General features: G+C 42.3%; 11 protein-coding genes. 1 reads left to right on the top strand and 10 read right to left on the bottom strand.

What is annotated here, in order from left to right; all coding sequences use genetic code 11:
* Positions 1 to 111: 111 nt before the first annotated feature.
* Genes LH29_RS13485 through LH29_RS13475 form a run of 3 tightly spaced genes read right to left on the bottom strand, consistent with a single transcriptional unit; the run spans position 112 to position 6159 of the window.
* Positions 112 to 1779, bottom strand: coding sequence for a SusD/RagB family nutrient-binding outer membrane lipoprotein (locus tag LH29_RS13485; RefSeq protein WP_232302843.1), 1668 nt, complete (start codon positions 1777 to 1779; stop codon positions 112 to 114).
* A gap of 41 nt (positions 1780 to 1820) precedes the next feature.
* On the bottom strand, positions 1821 to 4889 hold the full coding sequence (locus tag LH29_RS13480; RefSeq protein ID WP_045030654.1) for a SusC/RagA family TonB-linked outer membrane protein: 3069 nt from the start codon (positions 4887 to 4889) through the stop codon (positions 1821 to 1823).
* A 43-nt stretch (positions 4890 to 4932) separates the two neighbouring features.
* Complete coding sequence (locus LH29_RS13475; protein WP_045030652.1) at positions 4933 to 6159, bottom strand: ROK family transcriptional regulator; 1227 nt, start codon at positions 6157 to 6159, stop codon at positions 4933 to 4935.
* A gap of 322 nt (positions 6160 to 6481) precedes the next feature.
* Between LH29_RS13475 and LH29_RS13470 the strand changes: the two genes are divergently transcribed.
* Positions 6482 to 8296 (top strand): BamA/TamA family outer membrane protein, encoded by a 1815-nt coding sequence (locus LH29_RS13470; RefSeq protein ID WP_045030650.1) that lies wholly within the window; start codon positions 6482 to 6484, stop codon positions 8294 to 8296.
* Between the two features lie 9 nt (positions 8297 to 8305).
* Here the strand turns inward: LH29_RS13470 and LH29_RS13465 are convergent, their stop codons facing one another.
* The 7 genes from LH29_RS13465 to LH29_RS13435 form a co-directional block, all read right to left on the bottom strand.
* Complete coding sequence (locus LH29_RS13465; RefSeq protein ID WP_198152449.1) at positions 8306 to 9994, bottom strand: MBOAT family O-acyltransferase; 1689 nt, start codon at positions 9992 to 9994, stop codon at positions 8306 to 8308.
* Positions 9995 to 10026: 32 nt separating this feature from the next.
* Positions 10027 to 11382 carry a GDSL-type esterase/lipase family protein gene (locus LH29_RS13460; RefSeq protein ID WP_198152448.1) on the bottom strand — a complete coding sequence of 452 codons (1356 nt, stop codon included), beginning with the start codon at positions 11380 to 11382 and terminating at the stop codon, positions 10027 to 10029.
* 230 nt (positions 11383 to 11612) lie between these two features.
* Complete coding sequence (locus LH29_RS13455; protein ID WP_045030645.1) at positions 11613 to 13079, bottom strand: GDSL-type esterase/lipase family protein; 1467 nt, start codon at positions 13077 to 13079, stop codon at positions 11613 to 11615.
* Positions 13080 to 13166: 87 nt separating this feature from the next.
* Positions 13167 to 14696 carry a LysM peptidoglycan-binding domain-containing protein gene (locus LH29_RS13450; protein WP_198152447.1) on the bottom strand — a complete coding sequence of 510 codons (1530 nt, stop codon included), beginning with the start codon at positions 14694 to 14696 and terminating at the stop codon, positions 13167 to 13169.
* 222 nt (positions 14697 to 14918) lie between these two features.
* Complete coding sequence (locus tag LH29_RS13445) at positions 14919 to 16580, bottom strand: AMP-binding protein (RefSeq protein ID WP_045030641.1); 1662 nt, start codon at positions 16578 to 16580, stop codon at positions 14919 to 14921.
* A gap of 18 nt (positions 16581 to 16598) precedes the next feature.
* Positions 16599 to 17153: a helix-turn-helix domain-containing protein gene (locus tag LH29_RS13440; RefSeq protein ID WP_045030639.1), complete on the bottom strand. Its 555-nt coding sequence runs from the start codon at positions 17151 to 17153 to the stop codon at positions 16599 to 16601.
* Positions 17154 to 17298: 145 nt separating this feature from the next.
* Entirely contained in the window at positions 17299 to 19422 is a 2124-nt protein-coding gene (locus LH29_RS13435; protein WP_045030637.1) for a S9 family peptidase, read from the bottom strand.
* Positions 19423 to 19541 lie beyond the last annotated feature (119 nt).

Below are 19541 nucleotides of genomic sequence, written 5' to 3'. Positions count from 1 at the left end.
AACCAACGGCAGAAATACCCTTAATCGTTAAACAAAAAAAACCGCCGTTCAAATAAATGAAGGACGGTTTAACCTAACCAAACTATTTAATCAGTAGAAAAAACAGTCTTGTTACTGTTTTGCCCACCATAATTTTGTGTTTTGTACATCAGGTCCTTGAATAGCAACTGCCTCATTATATTTGGCACCGTTGGTATTAATAACACTATTACCATAACGCATACGTGCAGGGTAATTTCCGTTAATGTCACCAAGACCAAAAATGTCACCATCCTGAACACCCGCTGCAAGTTCAGCAGGGTATCCCATATCGCGAACAATCGCCCATGCTTCAAAGCCATCGGTAAATGTGGCAATCCAACGTTGTGATGCAATTTTCTCCAGCATTTCCTCTTCCGTGCCGGTTAACATTGCCATATCCTCGTTGGCTAAGTAAGTATCGATATCGGCATCGCTAACACCCCATAATTTCATGGCTTGGCGAATACCTTCCTGATATAAATCCTGAGCACTTCCGGTACCCATTCCTTTTACAGCAGCTTCAGCTTGCAAGAAATATGATTCAGCTGAAGACATTATCAACTCAGCACGAATTTCGCCGTTGTTCTTCTTGTTGATCACCACTTCTGCCGGTTTAGAGAAGAAGTTGTAACGTGTAAAAGGATGCATTTTTCCGTTTAAGCGGGTTGGCTGCCCTACATAGTACATATTTTCAGGCATAGTTACTTCAATACTACCGTCTTCAAGAATAGTTGTTGTGTAATCAACTCCTGCATCGGTAAGCACATCCAAAATAAAGTCTACACGTTTTTGAAAATTCTCCACTTCTGATCCTTCAGTTGGTTTCTCAAGCGTTTGAGTTCCTCCAACTGCGGGTTGTGCATAAATAGCTAAACGAGGGTCGTTGTTATCGCGCAACAGGTCGATCATGGTTTTACTCATTGTCCAGTCTGAACCGGCACCAAAGTTATACCAAACGTCGCCGTAACAAGCGCTACCCCACTGCGAAATCTCTTCGTCTTTCTCCATTAAAATATTGTCGTTTTCGCCATCAAGCAAATCTGAATTCAATGCTGAAGAAATAGCACTTTCCGCAAAACCGGCTCCTGCAGCACCATAAGCGCGCATTGCAATACGAAGCTTTAAAGTATTTGCCAAACGTTTCCATTTTTGCAGGTCGCCACCACAATATAAGTCGTTATCGCCAATATCGTCAACAGCAACACCGGTTGCAGTTGCATCGCCAATTGTAGCCATTGCTTCATCCAATTCGGCAATAATTCCCGCGTAAATATCACTCTGCTCATCAAACTTTGGTAGAACTATATCAGGATTTGTCGCTTCCGAGTAAGGAATCATACCGAACACATCGGTAAACATCTGGAAATACAAACCTTTAATGATTTGGCCTACTGCATACATGTATTCATTCTCAAACTCGCCACCAACAGCGGTAAGTTTCATAAAATTATCCAAGCCACCTACATAACCCGATAACCAATCCCATGATGCATCTGTGTAACCGCTGCTATATGAATATCCTAATTCATCCGACCACCAACTGCTACTGTGTCCGAAACATACCTGACCTGAATATCGGTCGGCATGGATTAAGTGTGCACGCCAATATGGATAACGATCGGGTGCATATAAACGATACTGAGGAGTAGTTAAAAAGTATTTCGCACTCACCTCATCAACCGTAAATGAATCCGGTTTTGTATTGATTTCGTTAAAATCATCGGTACAATTGCTAAGCAAAAATACCGCTATAAACATTACGAATATTTTTAATATATTTTTCATTTTACCGGCCCTCCTTAAAATTTAATGTTTACGTTGAATCCGATACTTCTTGCCGTTGGTAAGTTGTACGATAAAATACCCTGTCCGTTGTTACCTGTTCCCAGGCTCGATTCCGGATCAACATGAGGAATGTCTTTATAAATAAAGAACAAGTTACGTCCAACCAAACCAATAGTGGCACCTTGAATAAATGTATTTCCGATTAACGATTGTGGCACCTTGTACGACAGTACCAATTCTCGTAAGCGTACGTTAGTTTGATCAAACAAATACTCTGAAGCAATTCCTGATACCGATCCCCAGTAATCCTGGGCACTGATTTCAGTTGTGTTTTGAACGTATGAATCATCATCCTGAAGAACAACACCATCAACAACAATACCTTCTTCGCGATATTGAAGCGTTTCTTTTACCACACCGCTACTTATAAGTGCTGCATTGGTTTGCGAGTAAATTTTACCACCAACACGTGCGTCGATCAGGAAGCGTAATGAAACATCCTTATAAGTGAATGTATTGGTAAAACCAGCAGTCCAGTCGGGTTGCGCATTACCAAGATAAACCTTATCTGTCGAGGCCTGTGGACGACCGTTGGCGTCTACCACGATCTGTCCGGCGTCATTCGTTCTCCAAGTTGTACCGTATAAATCACCATAACCTCCACCAACTGTGGCTTGCAGACGAATGTTTCCCGAGTTTGTTTCATTATAGACATAACTATCAAGATCTTCAGTTAACTCAACCAGTTTGTTCTCGTTTTTAGCAAAGTTGAAACTTGTTTCCCAGCTAAAATCACCTGTTTTTACAGGAATACCTCCTACCAGTAATTCAACACCTTTATTGGTTGTTTCACCAATATTTTCAAGGAAGAAATCGTATCCTGTTGATGAAGGAACCGGTACATTAAATATCTGATCGGTAGTTTTAATGCTATACCACGAGAAATCAAAGAACATACGATTATTAAACATACTGGCTTCCATACCAATCTCGAACGAAGCAATATTCTCAGGTAATAAATCTTCGTTTGGTTTTGTCGATGGACGTGATAACTGAGTTAATCCCAGGTAACCGTCGTTTGCCAGGTTGTAATATGAATATAACTGATAAGGACTGGTGTCGTTACCCACGTTTGCCCAGCTCGAACGAACTTTCAGCAAGTTAAATACTTCCGCATTTGGATCGATAAAATCTTGTAGCAATAACGAACCTGTTACCGAAGGATAAAAGTATGAGCGGTTGTCTTGTGGTAAAGTCGACGACCAGTCGTTACGTCCTGTTACATCAAGGTAAGCAAAATCGCGATACGATAATGAAGCCTGGAAGTACAGTGAATTCACTTTTTTCTCTCTTAAAGGAGTATAAGTAGGTCGTTGGGTTACTGTATTTGCAACTGTTGCACGGCTAGGAATTTTAAAATCCTCACCGTAAATACTCTGGTATTCATAAGTACGATACGAGTGGTTACCACCGCCATTTACCGACAGATTTAAATCGGGAGTAAGATCTTTGTTAAACATCAACAGGAAGTCAGCATTGGTTTCCGTTACCCGTGTATTGCTGAATGTTAAACGACCGCTTGTATAAAAGTGGTGACCCGGCTGATTTACCGATTCTGATTTCATAACAGTTACATCGGTACCCACACGTGCAAAAGCTGATAACCAAGGAGTAATTTCGTAGTTTAATTTACTAAAACCAAGAATACGCTCTCTGCGGTCAGTTCTGTAATCGTTATAAAGCATCCAATATGGGTTAGCTCCCAACGCACCGTAAGAAATGGAATTCAGTGACTCTTCAGGATTCTGATAGGTTTTCAGGTCTTCAATGTCAACACTTCTTGGCATATCATATACATAAGCCAAAATACCTTCCGATCCCTGGTTGGCTGCATTCTCCAATTCTTGCCAGAAATAAGTCGCTTTAGCATCAAGTGTCAATTTGTCGTTCAAATCAACTACACCACGCAGGTTAAAGTTATGGCTTCTTAATTCTGAATTTGGAATCATTGATTCCGTTTTGTTGTTGGTGTACGAGAAACGAATTGAGTGGTTTTCTCCTGCACCTGCAATAGCAACCGAGTTGATGTATTTTGCACCAGTCTGGAAGAAATCCTCCACATTATTAGGATAAGCGATATAAGGTCGTTCTTCGCCGGTGTAATACATTTGGCTGCTGCCATCCAAACGTTGTCCCCACGATCCTGTTGAGTTTTTCAAATCTTCAACATTGCCGGGAACGTTACCCTGGCTACCCTGACCGTATTCGTTCTGATAGTCGGGCAACAACATTGGGTTATCAAAAGTAATGTTCGAATTTACTGAGATTCCCAAACCTTTACCTTTTGTACCTTTTTTAGTTGTAATTAAAAGTACACCATTACCTGCACGCGAACCATACAATGCTGCCGCGTTTGGTCCTTTCAATACCGAGATCGACTCAATATCGTCAGGGTTGATATCGGTAATACCACCACCAGTAACAGTACTGTTATAAACGCTACCACCACTGTTTGATCCGGTAGCATCAATTGGTACACCATCAACTACGATTAATGGCTGGTTGTTTCCGGTAATCGAGTTGTTACCCCTGATGATCACACGCGAGCCACTACCCGGGCTACCTGATCCTTGAGTTACAACTACACCCGCTACTTTACCTACCAATGAGTTAGCCGGGTTATGGTCTTTAACAACAGAAATGTCGTCGCCACCAACTTCGGTTACTGCATAACCCAACGATTTCTTTTCTTTAGAAATACCTAAAGCCGTAACAACAACTTCTTCCAAACCAATTTGGTTTTCTACCATTGTTACATCAATTGTTGAGCGTCCGTTAACGGCTTCATTAACGGTTTGCATTCCCACAAAAGAAAACTGGATTGTTGCATCGTCGGCAACAGTAATGGAGTATACACCGTCAATATCGGTGATAGTACCATTCGAAGTTCCCGATTCAACTACTGAGACTCCGGGAATCCCGAGGCCATCGTCACCGGTAACTGTTCCTGTCACCGTTTGCTGCGCGTATGCACTACCTAGTAATGCAAAGCACATTCCTAAAATCAAAAAAATCTTTCGCATAGATTTTGAATTTAAATGAACTAGAAATAGATTAATACTTGAATTATTTATACATATCGCTGAATAGTTTTTGAAACAGTTTTGCTGTCATTCCCAATAAACCGGATTGTTCCCAGTTTTCGGAAATCACAATTTCAATGTTGCCTGATATTTGTTCCAAACAGTGCTGATTAATTGCTTGCTGAATAGGTGTAAGAATGTATTGGTTGGCGCGCGATACAATTCCTCCTATAACAATTATATCAGGATTTAATAACTGAATGGTATTTGATAGTGCTTTGCCCAAAGCCTGGCCGACCTCGCTTAAAAGTGTTATAGCCAGTTCGTCGCCGAGTTTTGCAGCATCGATAACATCTTTGGGTTGTAGTTCTTCTATTTTATACTGAAAACGGTTGGTGAGCTGCGAAATTTTTCCTGCTGAAATGGCATCTTTAGCACGCTGAATCAGCACACTTGCCGAAACCACAGTCTCTAAACAACCTCGTTTACCACATATACATAAATCGCCGTCTTCTTCAAACTTGGTATGCGACAATTCGCCGGCAAAACCGGTGGCGCCATTGTACAATTTTCCACCAAGAATAAGCCCGATTCCCAATCCCCAGTTCCAGTTTATAATAACGGCATCGTTATGGTCTTTTGCGGCACCAAAAATAAACTCGCCATACGCTTCCATTCGGGCATCGTTATTGATGTAAACCATTTTGCCGAATTTCATACTTAAGCGATCGGCAACATTTCGGTATGCCTCTTTCTTTATCGTGTAGTTTATTCCATTAATCGAATCAACCAGCCCCGGCATAGCTGTACCAACTGCAAATACGCGGCTGTAATCAATGTTATTCACTTCCAATATGTGGCGGGCTTCGGCATACAGTTTATCTACCAGGTCGTCATCGTCAATTGATGTTTCCACAACGGTAATTGGTGCAGCCAGTTCGTTGTGTGAATTATAAACACCAATTTTTCCGTTAAAACGCCCCAGCTCGCACGAAATAACAAAAATGCTGTCGCGCTTCAAGCCAAATAAAGTTGGGCGTCGTCCGCCTTTCGACTCTCCGCTGCCTCTGACTTCAACTAGTTTACTTTCCCCTAAATCTTTTAGCAAAGAAATGGCTGTAGGTAAACTAACGCCTATTTGTTTGGAAAGAAATGTTGCTGAAAGTGTGTCGTTTTCATATAAAAGACTGAGAATCTTCTTTTTCCGGCGATAATTCTTTAAAGCATTACCGGTAAGTTTCTTCCCTTTTATATTTTCAAGAAGGATCATTTTGGAATAGTGTAGTTAATTAATGTGACTGCAATTTAAAGAAATATTTAAATCAAAAGCAAATGTTTGTTAATTTTTTTAGTAAGTCAAAAGTAATTCTATAAATCTTTTCCACTCAAGCACCAATAAATAAAGCATTCAAGTATTTCTTACAATAAGATACCTCGGATTGGGGGCATCACAAATTCCGTTTAACGTAAATTAACAGTATGATTTAAAAACTATAAATAATAAAATTCTTACTTTCAAAAAACTTATTCTTCAGGTGAAGTAACAAAAGGGGGAAACGGTGAAGTTGAAGGTGTTAATAATAACTGGTTTTATGCTGTTGGCAATATTTGTCAACACGACTGTAAACGCACAAGACCCTCAGCTTGATACAGCTAAGGTTATCCAAACCCCCAACCTTCAGCAAGAACATTTTTACGACAGTTTGGAAAACCGGGCCAGCCGCCGCAAACTTACCGGCTGGCTTTACGACGCTATAATAACTCCGCCCCGTCCTTATGTCGACAAAAAAGCGCTGGCCTTAGATTATTTTAAAGAATATGAAGGCAAAATTATTGCCGATATAAAAATTAACGCGCTTGATGTATTTGGGCCAACCTGCACCGACACCACAAAAACAGCCTCTCATTGGGCCGAGCGTGCCGCCAATAAAATTCATACTAAATCGAACCTGAAAACCATCCGCAAATTGTTGCTGTTTAAAATCGGCGATGTGCTAAAGCCGGAGCTGATGTACGAAAACGAAAGGATTATCAGGGATTTGCCATATATAAAAGATGTACGAATTTATGTGGAACAGGATCCCATATATCCGGGGCTGGTGAATGTTTTGGTTTTAACCAAAGACCGCTTTTCATTTGGGGTTTCAGGAGGTGTAAATGGAACCAGCTCGGGGGATTTGGAGATATACAACCGTAACATTTTTGGGGTCGGCCACGAGGTTTCGGTAAAGTTTGTTGGCCATGTTGAAAAGGAACCATACCTGGGAGTTGAGACCTTTTACAATATAAAAAACATTGGCGGGCGATTTCTCGATGTTCGTCTGGGCTATTTAAATACTTATCGGCGTGAGGGCTTTGTAACGGAGGTAACCAAACCTTTCCTGACACAAAATATTAAGTGGGGTTATGGCGGTTATTCGGCACGCATGCTCCGCACCGACCGAATTACAAATAACGATCCGGTAAAGGTGGAGGAGCCCATGGATCTTTCGGTAAACTACCTTTGGGGCGGCCGAAGTTTTAATATCAGTCCACGACACGAAAATATTACCGAATTGGTTCTATCGGCAGGTATGAATAACTGGAACTATTTCGACGAGCCGGTGGTGGAACCCGAAAACAGTCACTTCTTTTCCAACCACACACTGTACATGGCAAGCCTTACCATTTCGCAACGCCGCTATATTCAGGACCAGTTAATTTACAGCTACGGAATTACCGAGGATATTCCTGAAGGTTTTAAAAACGAATTTATTTATGGCTACGACGCCAACGAATTTGGCGACCGCCACTACCTGCATTTTTTAACATCGAACGGCAATTTACTGCTAAGCCGAAGTGGTTACCTGTTTACAAGTGCAGGAATTAGCGGATATTTAAAAGATGGTCATTTTGAGGAAGGGATGATCCAGGGTGATGTAAACTTTATTTCGAAGCTGCATAAAGCAGGTAAAAAACGGGTTCGAACATTTGCCGACCTGAATTACACCCTTGGTATTCGACGTTTTGAGATTGAACATTTAACACTGGGAGATCGTGACCATATTCGTAGTTTCGACAGCGACATTGCCGTTGGGAAACAGCGCTTAAACCTAAAGCTGGAGCATGTTGTATTTTTGCCTGCGCAGTTTTACAAATTTAATATGGCCATTTTTGGTTTTGCCGACTTTGGCGTTATTGGCTCGAACCGCGAGCTTATTTTTAAACAGGATTATTACAGCGGCATTGGTATTGGCATTCGTTTACACAACGAAAACCTTGTGTTTGAAACTTTCCGGCTGCGTTTGGCCTTCTATCCTTTCCATCCGGACGATATGAGTTTCGTTGGTTTCTCTCTCGACGAGCAATCGAAAAAACGATTTATATCTTTTGCGCCTACAGGGCCGGAACCGATGCGATTTGAATAAAAGTAATCTCTAAAACTGGAAATAAATAAACGGTTGCATATCGGCCGAAACGGATTGGTAAACGATTATAACCACAACAGCAGAAATAGCTGCCTTTACCCACATTGGCGATGCGATAAACCAGTTTTTTGCCCGGTCTTTCAAATCGTAACTCAGCCAGTGGGTAACAAAACCAAACAACATCATCAGGAAAACCCATTTGTAGGCTACAAGTACCTCCGGAATCATTGCAATATTAAGGTCGGTGCCAATTTGGTGCAGCATTCCGCGTACAACGTCCATCGATTCGGAGCGGAAAAATACGCGTGTAAAGGTTATAAAGGTAAATGTTATGGCAATCTTCCAGATATTCACCAGCCAGTTACTGCGTTTTTCCCACGGGCTGATTTTTCGCCAGAATTTGTAAATCACCAAACCAACCCCGTTCAGTCCTCCCCAAATAATAAACTGCCACGATGCGCCGTGCCAGAGTCCTCCAAGTAACATGGTCAGCATGAGGTTGATGTTGGTATTGATATGCCGTTTTACATTCGGGACGAAATGGGCCAGCAACGCAAACAGCAGCACAAGGATAGCAAATATCGGTACTAAAATGAGCTTCCCGGCCAAAAGGACAACAATTGCCAGAATAATACCAAGGCTGATATAACTAAATACCGAACCTTCGCGGTTTCCGCCAATGGGGATATACAAATAATCTTTCAACCACGACGAAAGCGACATGTGCCAGCGTTTCCAGAATTCGGCAACACTCTTTGCCTTGTAGGGCGAATTAAAGTTTTGTGGTAAGCGGTAGCCCATCAACAGCGCTACTCCGATGGCGATGTCGGTATACCCCGAAAAATCGACATATACCTGCAGCGAGTAACCAAATAAGGCCATCAGGTTTTCGAATCCCGAATGGGTAACAGGGTCGGAAAAAACACGGTCGACAAAGTTTACGGCAATGTAGTCGCCAATAAATATTTTCTTAATTAATCCCTTCAAAATGATAAAAATGGCCCAGCCAAATTCTTCTTTAGAAAGGCGGTAATCTTCGTAAATCTGCTTTACAAATCCCGATGCACGAACAATAGGTCCGGCAACCAGCTGAGGGAAAAACGACACGTAAAAACCAAAATCAATTAAATTATTGACGGGTTTGGTTTCGCCGCGATACACATCAACCGAATAACTTATGGTTTGAAAGGTAAAGAAAGAAATACCCACCGGAAGCAAAATCTGGTTCACCTCGAAATGTGTTCCGGTTGCTTCGTTGGCCCACAGTGCCAGATGATTGATTACCTGTAAATCGGTACCCAGCATGAGGTTTATACTGTCGACAAAGAAGTAAGCATATTTAAAATAGGCCAGCAGGGTAAGGTTAACGACAACACTTGCTGCAATCAGCAGTTTCCGAATCAAATCGCTCTTCGATTTGTATATTCCTTTGCCAATAAAAAAGTCGGTTAGCGTACTAAACAGCAAAATAAAGAAGAAAAATCCACTGGATTTGTAGTAGAAAAACAAACTTACCAGGAACAGATATCCGGCGCGAACACTTCGGTTTTTGTTTTTGTAAACCAATGAATAACCGGCCAACACGAAAGCAAAAAACGCCCAAAAGAAAAAGCGTGTAAAAATTAGCGGTGCCGTTTTGTCGTACAGAAAAATATTCCGTAGCAGTTCTTTTAATTCTATTTGTTGTAGTAAATCCAAGCGTCTTAGTTTATTCTCCTCAAGGTGAAGATTTATTCGTTATTGTTACCCCCCGACATCCGCAGGTGTTTCTCCGAAACCACCGGCTCCAGTCGTCCCCCTACTTGTAGGGGGACAGTTGAGGCCAGCGACTCCGTTGTACGGAGTGTGGCCGAAACGGGGGGTACGGTTTCTTCCTTATTTGTGAGCTCTTTTTTATCAAGTATGAAATTCTCAAAATCCTTCATCAGCGCACCAAAAAACAGATCGGCTATCATTAAATAACCTTCGCGGGTAAAATGTATTTTATCGCTTTGCGCCAGTCCGTTGTTTTGCCACAGCACAATGGAATTCAAACCTCCCATTACCGAAAACATGTCCCAAACACCGGCATTGTATTTTTTGGCCATTTTAAACATGCTGTCCTGCACCTTTTCGCCATTTTTGTTCACATACCGGCGGTACAGGTAACTGTCGTTGTTAGTAGTAAACACAATCAGCGCATTTGGAGCAGCGGCTTTTATTTTGTCGATAAGCTGTCCGTAATGATCTTCGAAACGGGCTTGCGAAAACTTTCGGCCATAGGCATCGTTAATTCCCAGTCCGAGAATCACAAGATCAGGACTAAGATCAGCCAGCTGTTCGGTAAAAAGCTGGCAACGCAAAAATGCCGGAACATGCGCTCCGTTCACGCCAATACTGTGATACATTATGCCGTTTGGATCCGTTTCGGTGCTCATTCCCAGCAAGGTAAAATTACCCTGCGAATTGTAATCTTTCTCTAGTGTTATCTGCAAACTATCTACCCACTCATTCAGTTCAAAATCGGTGTATCCATCGGCTTCCACCTTATTTTTCACTAAATCCGGATCAATATTTATGGTGTAATTTTTTGCTGTGTTCTCGTAATAAATTCTCAGTTTGTTAAAGCTGTAGTCCAGTTCGTTTTCTTCTTCCAGCAAAATAGTGAGTTCGGCTTTTGGCGATGATGTTGTTGCGGAAATCCCCCCCACTCCAAGCGTTCCACTTTTTCGGCCTTCTACATTCCGGAATGTTTTCCAATAACCATTGTAGCGAATGTAATAACCAAAAGGCGAGTTAGTACGTGCAATGCGGTACGGAAACATAAATCCCCAACCGGCATTCATTTCGCCGTTAAGCTGCTGAAAACGGTTGCGCATTTGCCCCGAAAACGAACCGGCCTGAATGTGTGAGCCGCCAATTTGAACAATGTTTACACGTCCTTCGCCGGTGGTTACCAGTTGCTCCAGCTTTGAATAAAATCGTTCTGCATTTGTCCGGCTTCCGGGATAATGCATTTCATTGCGGTCGGAACGAACAAAGTTGTACTGGTTAACGTGGTAGAAGTAGCTGTTCTGTTGAGCGGAAACGGATGCGCCGAGCAGCATGACGAAGCTAAGAAGCAGCAAAGACAAGCCTCGAACCTTTGCCGATTGCACGAAGATTGATGAAGATTGAATTAGATTGAATAGAGATTGAGCTACAAAACTTAGTACGCTCTTGAAACTTGCAACTTGTAACTTGAAGCTTAGTTGAAACAGATCTCTCACTACGTTCGAGATGACACTGATCTCGAAACTAGTAGCTCGCAGCTCGGTACTTTTTACTTTCTTCCCCATTACATCTCCTCCTCCAAATAATTGTTGTACTCCAGAATCAATGCATTGTAGAACATATTGGCAATGAGTCGGGCTCCGCGAGCAGAGAAATGCACATAATCGGGGCGCGCCAGTTCAGGTTGGGCATTCACCCACGACGGCATACTGTTGTGTCCGCCCATGGCTTCGTACATATCCCAATACGCACAATTATTTTCAAGTGCCACCTGCTTTAGCGTTTCAACAACATCGGGCAAATGTTTATAGGTAACGTACTTATCTTTCACCTTTGTCGACATATCGCTTGGCCCGATTACCAGAATTGCTGCATCGGGGCACAAAGAATTAATTCGTTGTATCTGACTGCCAAACCAACGGCCATAACGTTCAATCGCCTTTTTATCTTTAATGTATGGAATTACGTTACCACCGAACTGCAGAATAAAGAATTTTGGATTCAGATCCTTGTACATTTTCAAACTATGCTGGTAGTCAGCTTTAGTAAAAATAGTACCCGAACTGCCCCGCAAGGCAATGTTATCCATTATCACTCCTTTTTTCGAAGCCAGCTCAATTCCGTATACATCCGGGCCATCGTATCCCGAGAATTTCAGGGTAACACTACTAGTTGAATCTGGCAATTCGCACTCGAGCACCGCGTAAGTTGTATCTGACAAAAGCGTATCGCTTAAAACCGTATCACCGCGCGCAATTAACTGCACCGCAACCGGACGTTTGGTGTGCCCGTAAAACAGCCGCATATTTTCGTATTCGCGGGTACGTTTGTAGGAGATATCTGATTTCGAGACATTCATTTCCGCCTCGAAAAGAATTGAATCTTTAAATGGAATCGTGTCGCTGGCTAAAGGAGCATAACGCGAAAAAGCTCCCATTACGCCATAGCGGCTGTGTTCTACAGTTGAATCCACCTTTCCGTAAATCGGGTAACGTTTCCAGTTGTCGGAATTCTTTTGATAGGCACTAAAAACATAATCATAGGGTTGCAAAGCCGGACGTAACCCGACGCCTGTTCCTCCAAATTTTACCTGTAGTTTGTTTCGAAGGAAAGAAGTGATGCGGTCGCCTTCAATCTGGCTGTCGCCATAATGCATAATCCGAACCAGCGAATCGCTTTTTAAATGACGAAAAAAGCGAAACATATTCTCCCGGCCCAGGTCGGTCATTTCAATTCGGCGAACCGATTGCACCAGCGTATCATAATCCGCCCGGTGAATGACTTCTACAACTGTATCGCCGGCAATGGTATCCACTTCAATATCTACCAGCGAATCAATTTCAAACTGTTGAGCCAATATTTCCGATACATCGGTATATTCCACATCATCGGCCCCCAACATTTCAGGAAAGGTAGGCATATGAAAAGTCATTTCACCTACCTCGAAACCATCGTCGGGCGTTAGCCACATAGCGCCGGCCAGCAAAGCAATTACGCCCAAAGTAAATGTTAATGTTTGTAGTGGTTTCATCTCATTATTATTAAAACCTTTCAGCGGTATTCGATGTAACTCGCTGACAATTTCGCTCCTCTATGTCAATATTTTTACGTGCTCGTTTCATTGAACGTATATGATTAATTTTTGACCTATTTGAATTTTACGCGCATCGCTGATGCTGTTCCATTCCAGTATTTTCTCGGGAGTTACACCATCGTATTTTTGCGCAATTACATACGGCGATTCACCACTTTTTACAATGTGTTCTAATTTTTTTGACGACTCAGGAATTACAATTCCCGGCAATGTAGTAGAAGCAAAATTCGGAACCACGGTTTTCGGCTCCTCTTTTTTAGCTGTTTCCTGCTGAAGGCTGCTATAATACTCTGCATTTTCATCATCGACAAAAATATCAAGCGTTTTTCCGGCCTGGATTTTTCTTTCGTCGTAAATATTGTTCCAGTATTTTAAATCAGCTACACGTACATCGTAATCTTCGGCAATAAACCCGAGTACATCGCCCGATTTTATGGTGTACTTGATTTTTGTTTTTCCTTCAATTTCCAGATCCTTTACCTTCTCGCCCACATACTGACGATTGGGTGCCGGCGGGTATTCAATCTTTTGTGCCAACACTTCAAACAGCGTTGAATCAACGCCATTGTATATGGAATCCTGCAGAAACAAAAAGTCTTGTTTCAGATCCTCTGGTAAAGTAATCGATGCCTGCCTCGGAATGATGAAATAGGGAAACTGTGGATTAAAAAAGTGTAGTTCTTCTGATGATATTGGCAGCACTGCACTGATCTGCTCAAAATGCGTTTGCATGCGGACTTTTGCTTCTGCCGTTTTTTGTGGTTCCTGTTCGGGTACAAATTTATTCTGACTCAAAAATGCCGCTGTTGCCTGGTAAGCCGCCATAAAATTGGTCATTTCTTTCGGTGCTGCTTCCAGCATTTGGTTTACGGAACAATTTTCTCCGCCCGCACGCCTACAAAGATTCTTAATCTCGGTCTTTCCGAAAACAAATGCCAGCATGGCTTTTTTCGGATGATCAAATAAAACTTCATTCTTTTTCAATTCCTGAACAGCGGCAAAAGTCGCTTTTGAAACATTCAGCCGTTCATCAATAAGTTTGTTGATTTGTAAACCGTTCAGCACTCCCTGAAAATGTGTCAATTGCCATGCCCCTGCCCTTTTAAACGAACTTATGGCTTCGCTGTTAAACGCAGAAAGTGTCGCCGGCAAATACTGTAAATCTTCACTTAATCCGGCTTCGATCAACGCGCTTTTTATTTCCGGCTGATAGAACCAGAAGCTTTTAACAAAAATTGCCTTATCGGGAGCAGGTAAATGATCTAAAACGGAAAAATAAACCTCAAACACATCCGGATTATGTGCATACTCTTTCGCGTCTTTCAGTTGCCGTTTCATCGTCTGACGGTTTGCCAACTCCAGTTTTCCGGGGAAAAAAGCGGCATCGTTCCATGGATATTCAAAAACCTGCTGATGAATATTTTGCAGCAAACGGTATTGGAAATCTTCGCCGTTAATACTGTCCTGCCCCCAATTTAACAGGGGAACCAACAACAGCAAAACCACAAAAATTCCTGTTAAAGAACCCGGCTTATTTTGTTCGAATCGTTTCAAATACAATTTTGCAAAAAATGATACGCAAAAATATGATTTCCGATTAAACAGCCCACAATTATTCTGAAGGAAATACATAAATTAATCCAACCCGTACCGGGTTGTAAAACGAATATCATTGACCATGCTACTATAAGCGAACCCGTACCGGGTTCTTTCGCAGTAATAATTCTAAATAAATAAGTAATTCAACATTCCTGCACGATTTGGATAATCAGCAATTTATTCTACCTCATTATCGCGCTCCCGAATTTCTACCCGGCGAATTTTTCCGCTGATGGTTTTTGGTAACTCATCAACAAACTCGATTTGCCGCGGATATTTATACGGAGCAGTCACCTCTTTTACGTGATTTTGTAACTCTTTTACCAACTCGTCGCCGGCACGCTCTTTATAGTCTGGTGCCAAAACCACAGTCGCTTTTACAATTTGGCCACGAATTTCGTCAGGAATTCCTGTGATAGCACATTCCACTACAGCAGGGTGAGTCATCAGTGCACTTTCCACTTCGAAAGGCCCGATACGGTAACCCGAACTTTTAATTACATCGTCGGCACGACCAACAAACCATAAATAGCCATCTTCATCTTTCCAGGCTAAATCTCCGGTGTAATAAATTCCGTCCGACATGGCTTCGTCGGTCAGTTTTTGATTGCGGTAATAGCCGTCAAACAATCCGGCAGGATAATTTTTATCGATACGTATTACAATTTGTCCCTGCTCACCTGCTTCGGCCGATCGTCCTTCCGGAGTCAGCAGATCTATATCGTAGTGCGGACTTGGAAGCCCCATTGAACCCGGTTTTGGTTCTACCCATGGCGAAGTAAACACCGACAGTGTAGTTTCACTTTGTCCGTAACCTTCGCGCAGTTTAATTCCTGTTAGATCGTAAAAACGGTTGTAAACCTCCGGATTCAATGCTTCGCCGGCAATGGTACACCATTCAAGTGCCGACAAATCGTATTTGCTCATATCCTCCCTGATCAGAAAACGGAAAATAGTAGGCGGTGCACAAAGCGAAGTTACCTGGTATTTTGAAAGCACTTCCAGAATATCGGAAGGCGTAAATTTTTCATGATCGTAGACAAAAACAGATGCGCCAACCAGCCATTGTCCGTACAATTTTCCCCAAACGGCTTTTAACCAGCCGGTATCGGCAATGGTTAGGTGCAAACTATCGTGGTGAAGATTCTGCCAGTATTTAGCCGTAACAATGTGTGCCAGCGGATAAGCGCTGTTCAGCACCACCATTTTCGGATCGCCGGTGGTTCCTGATGTAAAACTCACGATAATCGGATCGTCATTTTTTGTCGGCTCAGCAGGACGTTGGAAGGGCTCAGCATTTTCAATTCCTTTATGAAAATCTTCCCAGCCTTCAGGAATTATCGGCCCGATCGAAACCAGCTTTTCAATGGATGGCGATTTGGGCAAAGCATCATTTACGTGCGTGGTAATTTGTTCATCACCATCGCAAATAATGGCTTTTATCGTAGCAGCATTGTTCCGGTAAACAATGTCCTTTTTAGTCAACAAGTGTGTAGCCGGAATAATAACCGCACCGATTTTATGCAGCGCAATAATGGTAAACCAAAACTCGGCACGGCGCTTCAAGATCGCCATCACCATATCACCTTTTCCAATTCCCAGCGACGATAAATAACCGGCAGTGCGATCGGTAATTTCTTTTAATTCGCCAAAGGTAAATGAACGGCTTTCGCCTTTATCGTTGGTCCAGAGCAAAGCCCTTTTGTTGGGTTCTTTCGCGGCCCAACCGTCTACAACGTCGTAGGCAAAGTTGAAATCCTCCGGAACGTTTAACTCGTAATTGGCTTTAAAATCCTCAAAATCGGTAAAAGCAGTCTGTTTTAAGTATTTTTCAATCATGTAGCGTCAAAGTTTTTATTATAGAATTACGGCCAGAAATTTTACTGTTTTTCCTTCCAGTGCTTTCATTCCATGCGGAAGTGTGGCATCAAAATAAAGGCTGTCTCCTTCGTTCAGTGTTAATTCGTGTCCACCGACACTCAGCAGCATTTTGCCTTCCAAAACATAGTTCATTTCCTGTCCGCTATGACTATTCAGATGAATTGGTTTTTCGTCAGCATCCGGCTCAATGGTGACAATAAACGGATCGGCTTTCCGTCCGGTAAACCCCGATGCCAGCGCCTGGTATTTATACGCTCGTGTACGTTCCATGGCGGTTCCCTGCCCTGCCCGGGTAAGATAAAACGATTTCATATGGGGCTCATCGCCAAACAGCAATGCCGTTAAACCAATATTATATTTTTTTGATATGTTTTCGAGAACGCCAATTGGAATATCCGATTTCCCGCTTTCGTAATCCTCGTATTCTTCGGCGGACACCCGGCAGCTTGTTGCTATTTCGTCAACAGAAAGATTGAGCATATCGCGTAAACCTCTTAGCCTCATGGCTATCTCTTTAATTTGTCCGTTCATAATGTTTAGTTTCTATTGAATAGTTTCTATCGTTTAGCGAAAGACAAAGTTATTGCTTTTTGCGTCAGATTGTTCATCTTTTCGAACTACCGACACAATTAGTCGTAAATTTTAATTTAAAACAAAGAATGAACCGCTAACCGTACTAAAGGTTCTCGAAGAAATACTGACTTACCTTTTCCATCAGATGAACACGATCTTTTCCGCGCACGTTATGCGGATGAACCGGATATGCAAAAAAGTCAACCTGTTTGTTCTGCTTCACACATTCGCGCAGGAATTTCATACTGTGTTGCATCACCACGGTTTCGTCCTGCACGCCATGAATTAACATCAGTTTGCCTTCCAAATTCTCCACGTAATTGGTCATGTCGGATTTTTTGTAACCTTCCGGATTTTCCTGTGGCATATCCATGTAGCGCTCGCCATACATAATTTCGTACATACTCCAGTCAACGACAGGACCACCGGCAACTGCCACTTTAAAAATCTCAGGATGTTTCAGTTTTAAATTCAGCGTCATAAAACCACCGTAGCTCCAGCCGTGAACACCAATCCGGTTGGCATCAACATAAGGCAACGAAAGCAGGTATTCAACTCCCTGCATCTGGTCCTCGGTTGCAAGAATGCCCAAATTACGGTGAATGGCAGTTTCAAAAGCACGGCCACGATTCGATGTTCCGCGGTTATCGAGTGTAAAAGCAATGTAGCCCTGCGACGCCATATAATATTGCCACCAACGTGCCTGGTTGTGCCAGCCTTTGGTAACCAATTGCGAGTGCGGCCCGCCATAAACGTATACTACCACCGGGTATTTTTTCGCCGGATCGAAATCAACAGGCAAAATAAATCGTCCATGCAAATCATATTTTCCGTCTTTGGTTTTTAAGCTTACGAGTCTGTTCTCGCCAAGTTGATAATCTTTTATTGGGTCTCCCGACTCGAAAATGGTTCGTTTGTCTTTTCCGTTTGCAGAAATCAGATCAACTTTACCTGCCACTTCTTTTGCCGACCAACTATCCAGTAAATAAGTCGCATCAGGGCTTAAAGTTCCTCCATGAACACCTGTTTCCAAAGAAAGTCGTACTGTTTTTCCCGATTTTACATCCACTTTATAAATATTGTTTTGCAGCGGATCATCAATGGTAGCTTCAATAAACAACGATTTTTCGTTGGCATCGAAACCAAGCATTTTTGTTACTTCCCACTCCCCTTTTGTAATCTTCTGAACCAGCTCACCATCGGTGTTGTATTTGTACACATGAAACCATCCATCCCGGCGGCTCAGGTAATAAAATTCGTTCGGATTTACTTTCGAGAACTGAATAGGATAAAGCGGTTCCACATAAGAATCAGAAGTTTCTTCAAAAAGCGTTTTTACTTTATCGCCGGTTGTTACATCGTAGCAATTTAATTGCATGTGGTTTTGTTCGCGGTTCAGTTCTGCCATGTAAATGGTTTTCTCATCGGGCGACCAGGCCACATTGGTAAGAAAATGATCCAATGGCTCCCCGGTTTTCAGAAAAGTAGTTTTGCCGGTTTCGATGTTGTAAACGCCCAAAGTTACATGGTGACTCTCCATTCCGGCCATCGGGTATTTTACCGGCGTGTATTCGGCTTCGCGGGCCATAAAATCCACCAGAGGATAGTCTTTCACCATACTTTCGTCCTTGCGGTAGAAAGCCACAAAATTTCCTTCGGGCGAATTAAAAATACCACCTGAAATTCCAAATTCGTTACGGTGAACCGTTTGTCCGTTTACAATTCCGTTACCGCCATCGTTTGTAATTTGTTTTGTTGTTCCATCAGCAAATGCAACATATAAATCATCTTTCTGTGTGAAAGCCACAAACCGGGCTTCTTCCGAGAAATTCGCATTCTCTGCTCCATTCGGAAGTTCAATCTGAAATTCCACATGCTTTTGATCGATGTCAACCACCCAATATTTATTAGCTGACGAAAGCAGAAGATCAGTTTCGCAGAGCCAGCTGTATGAAGGAATGCTTTTAAATTTCGTACCCGCAATTTCGTTTAACTCGTCGAGCGAAACAACAGTATCTTTTTCGCCTGTTTTTGCCGATTCTGCAACGATAGATTTATCTTCAACAAAAGAAAAATGTTCATCATCCATCCATTGTAAACCCGTCATCGATTCGGGATACAAATAAGTATACCGCCCGTAAACGGCATCTTCCAGGCTCATTTGTTTGGTTTGGGCAAAAGCAAAAGCTTGAACAAAAAGAAAAAGAATAACTATACTTCGACGCATTTTCTCGGTTTTAAAAATTGAAGCCCGAAAGTAGTAAAAGTTCTGCTTAACCTGCCATGAGAAAATTCAGGGATTACAGACATTCGAACAATGATTCGTATTTTAACTGAAGTAGTTTA

Source organism: Draconibacterium sediminis, assembly GCF_000949475.1.
Classification (GTDB): Bacteria; Bacteroidota; Bacteroidia; order Bacteroidales; family Prolixibacteraceae; genus Draconibacterium; species Draconibacterium sediminis.
This window is presented reverse-complemented; position numbering and strand designations above follow the sequence as displayed.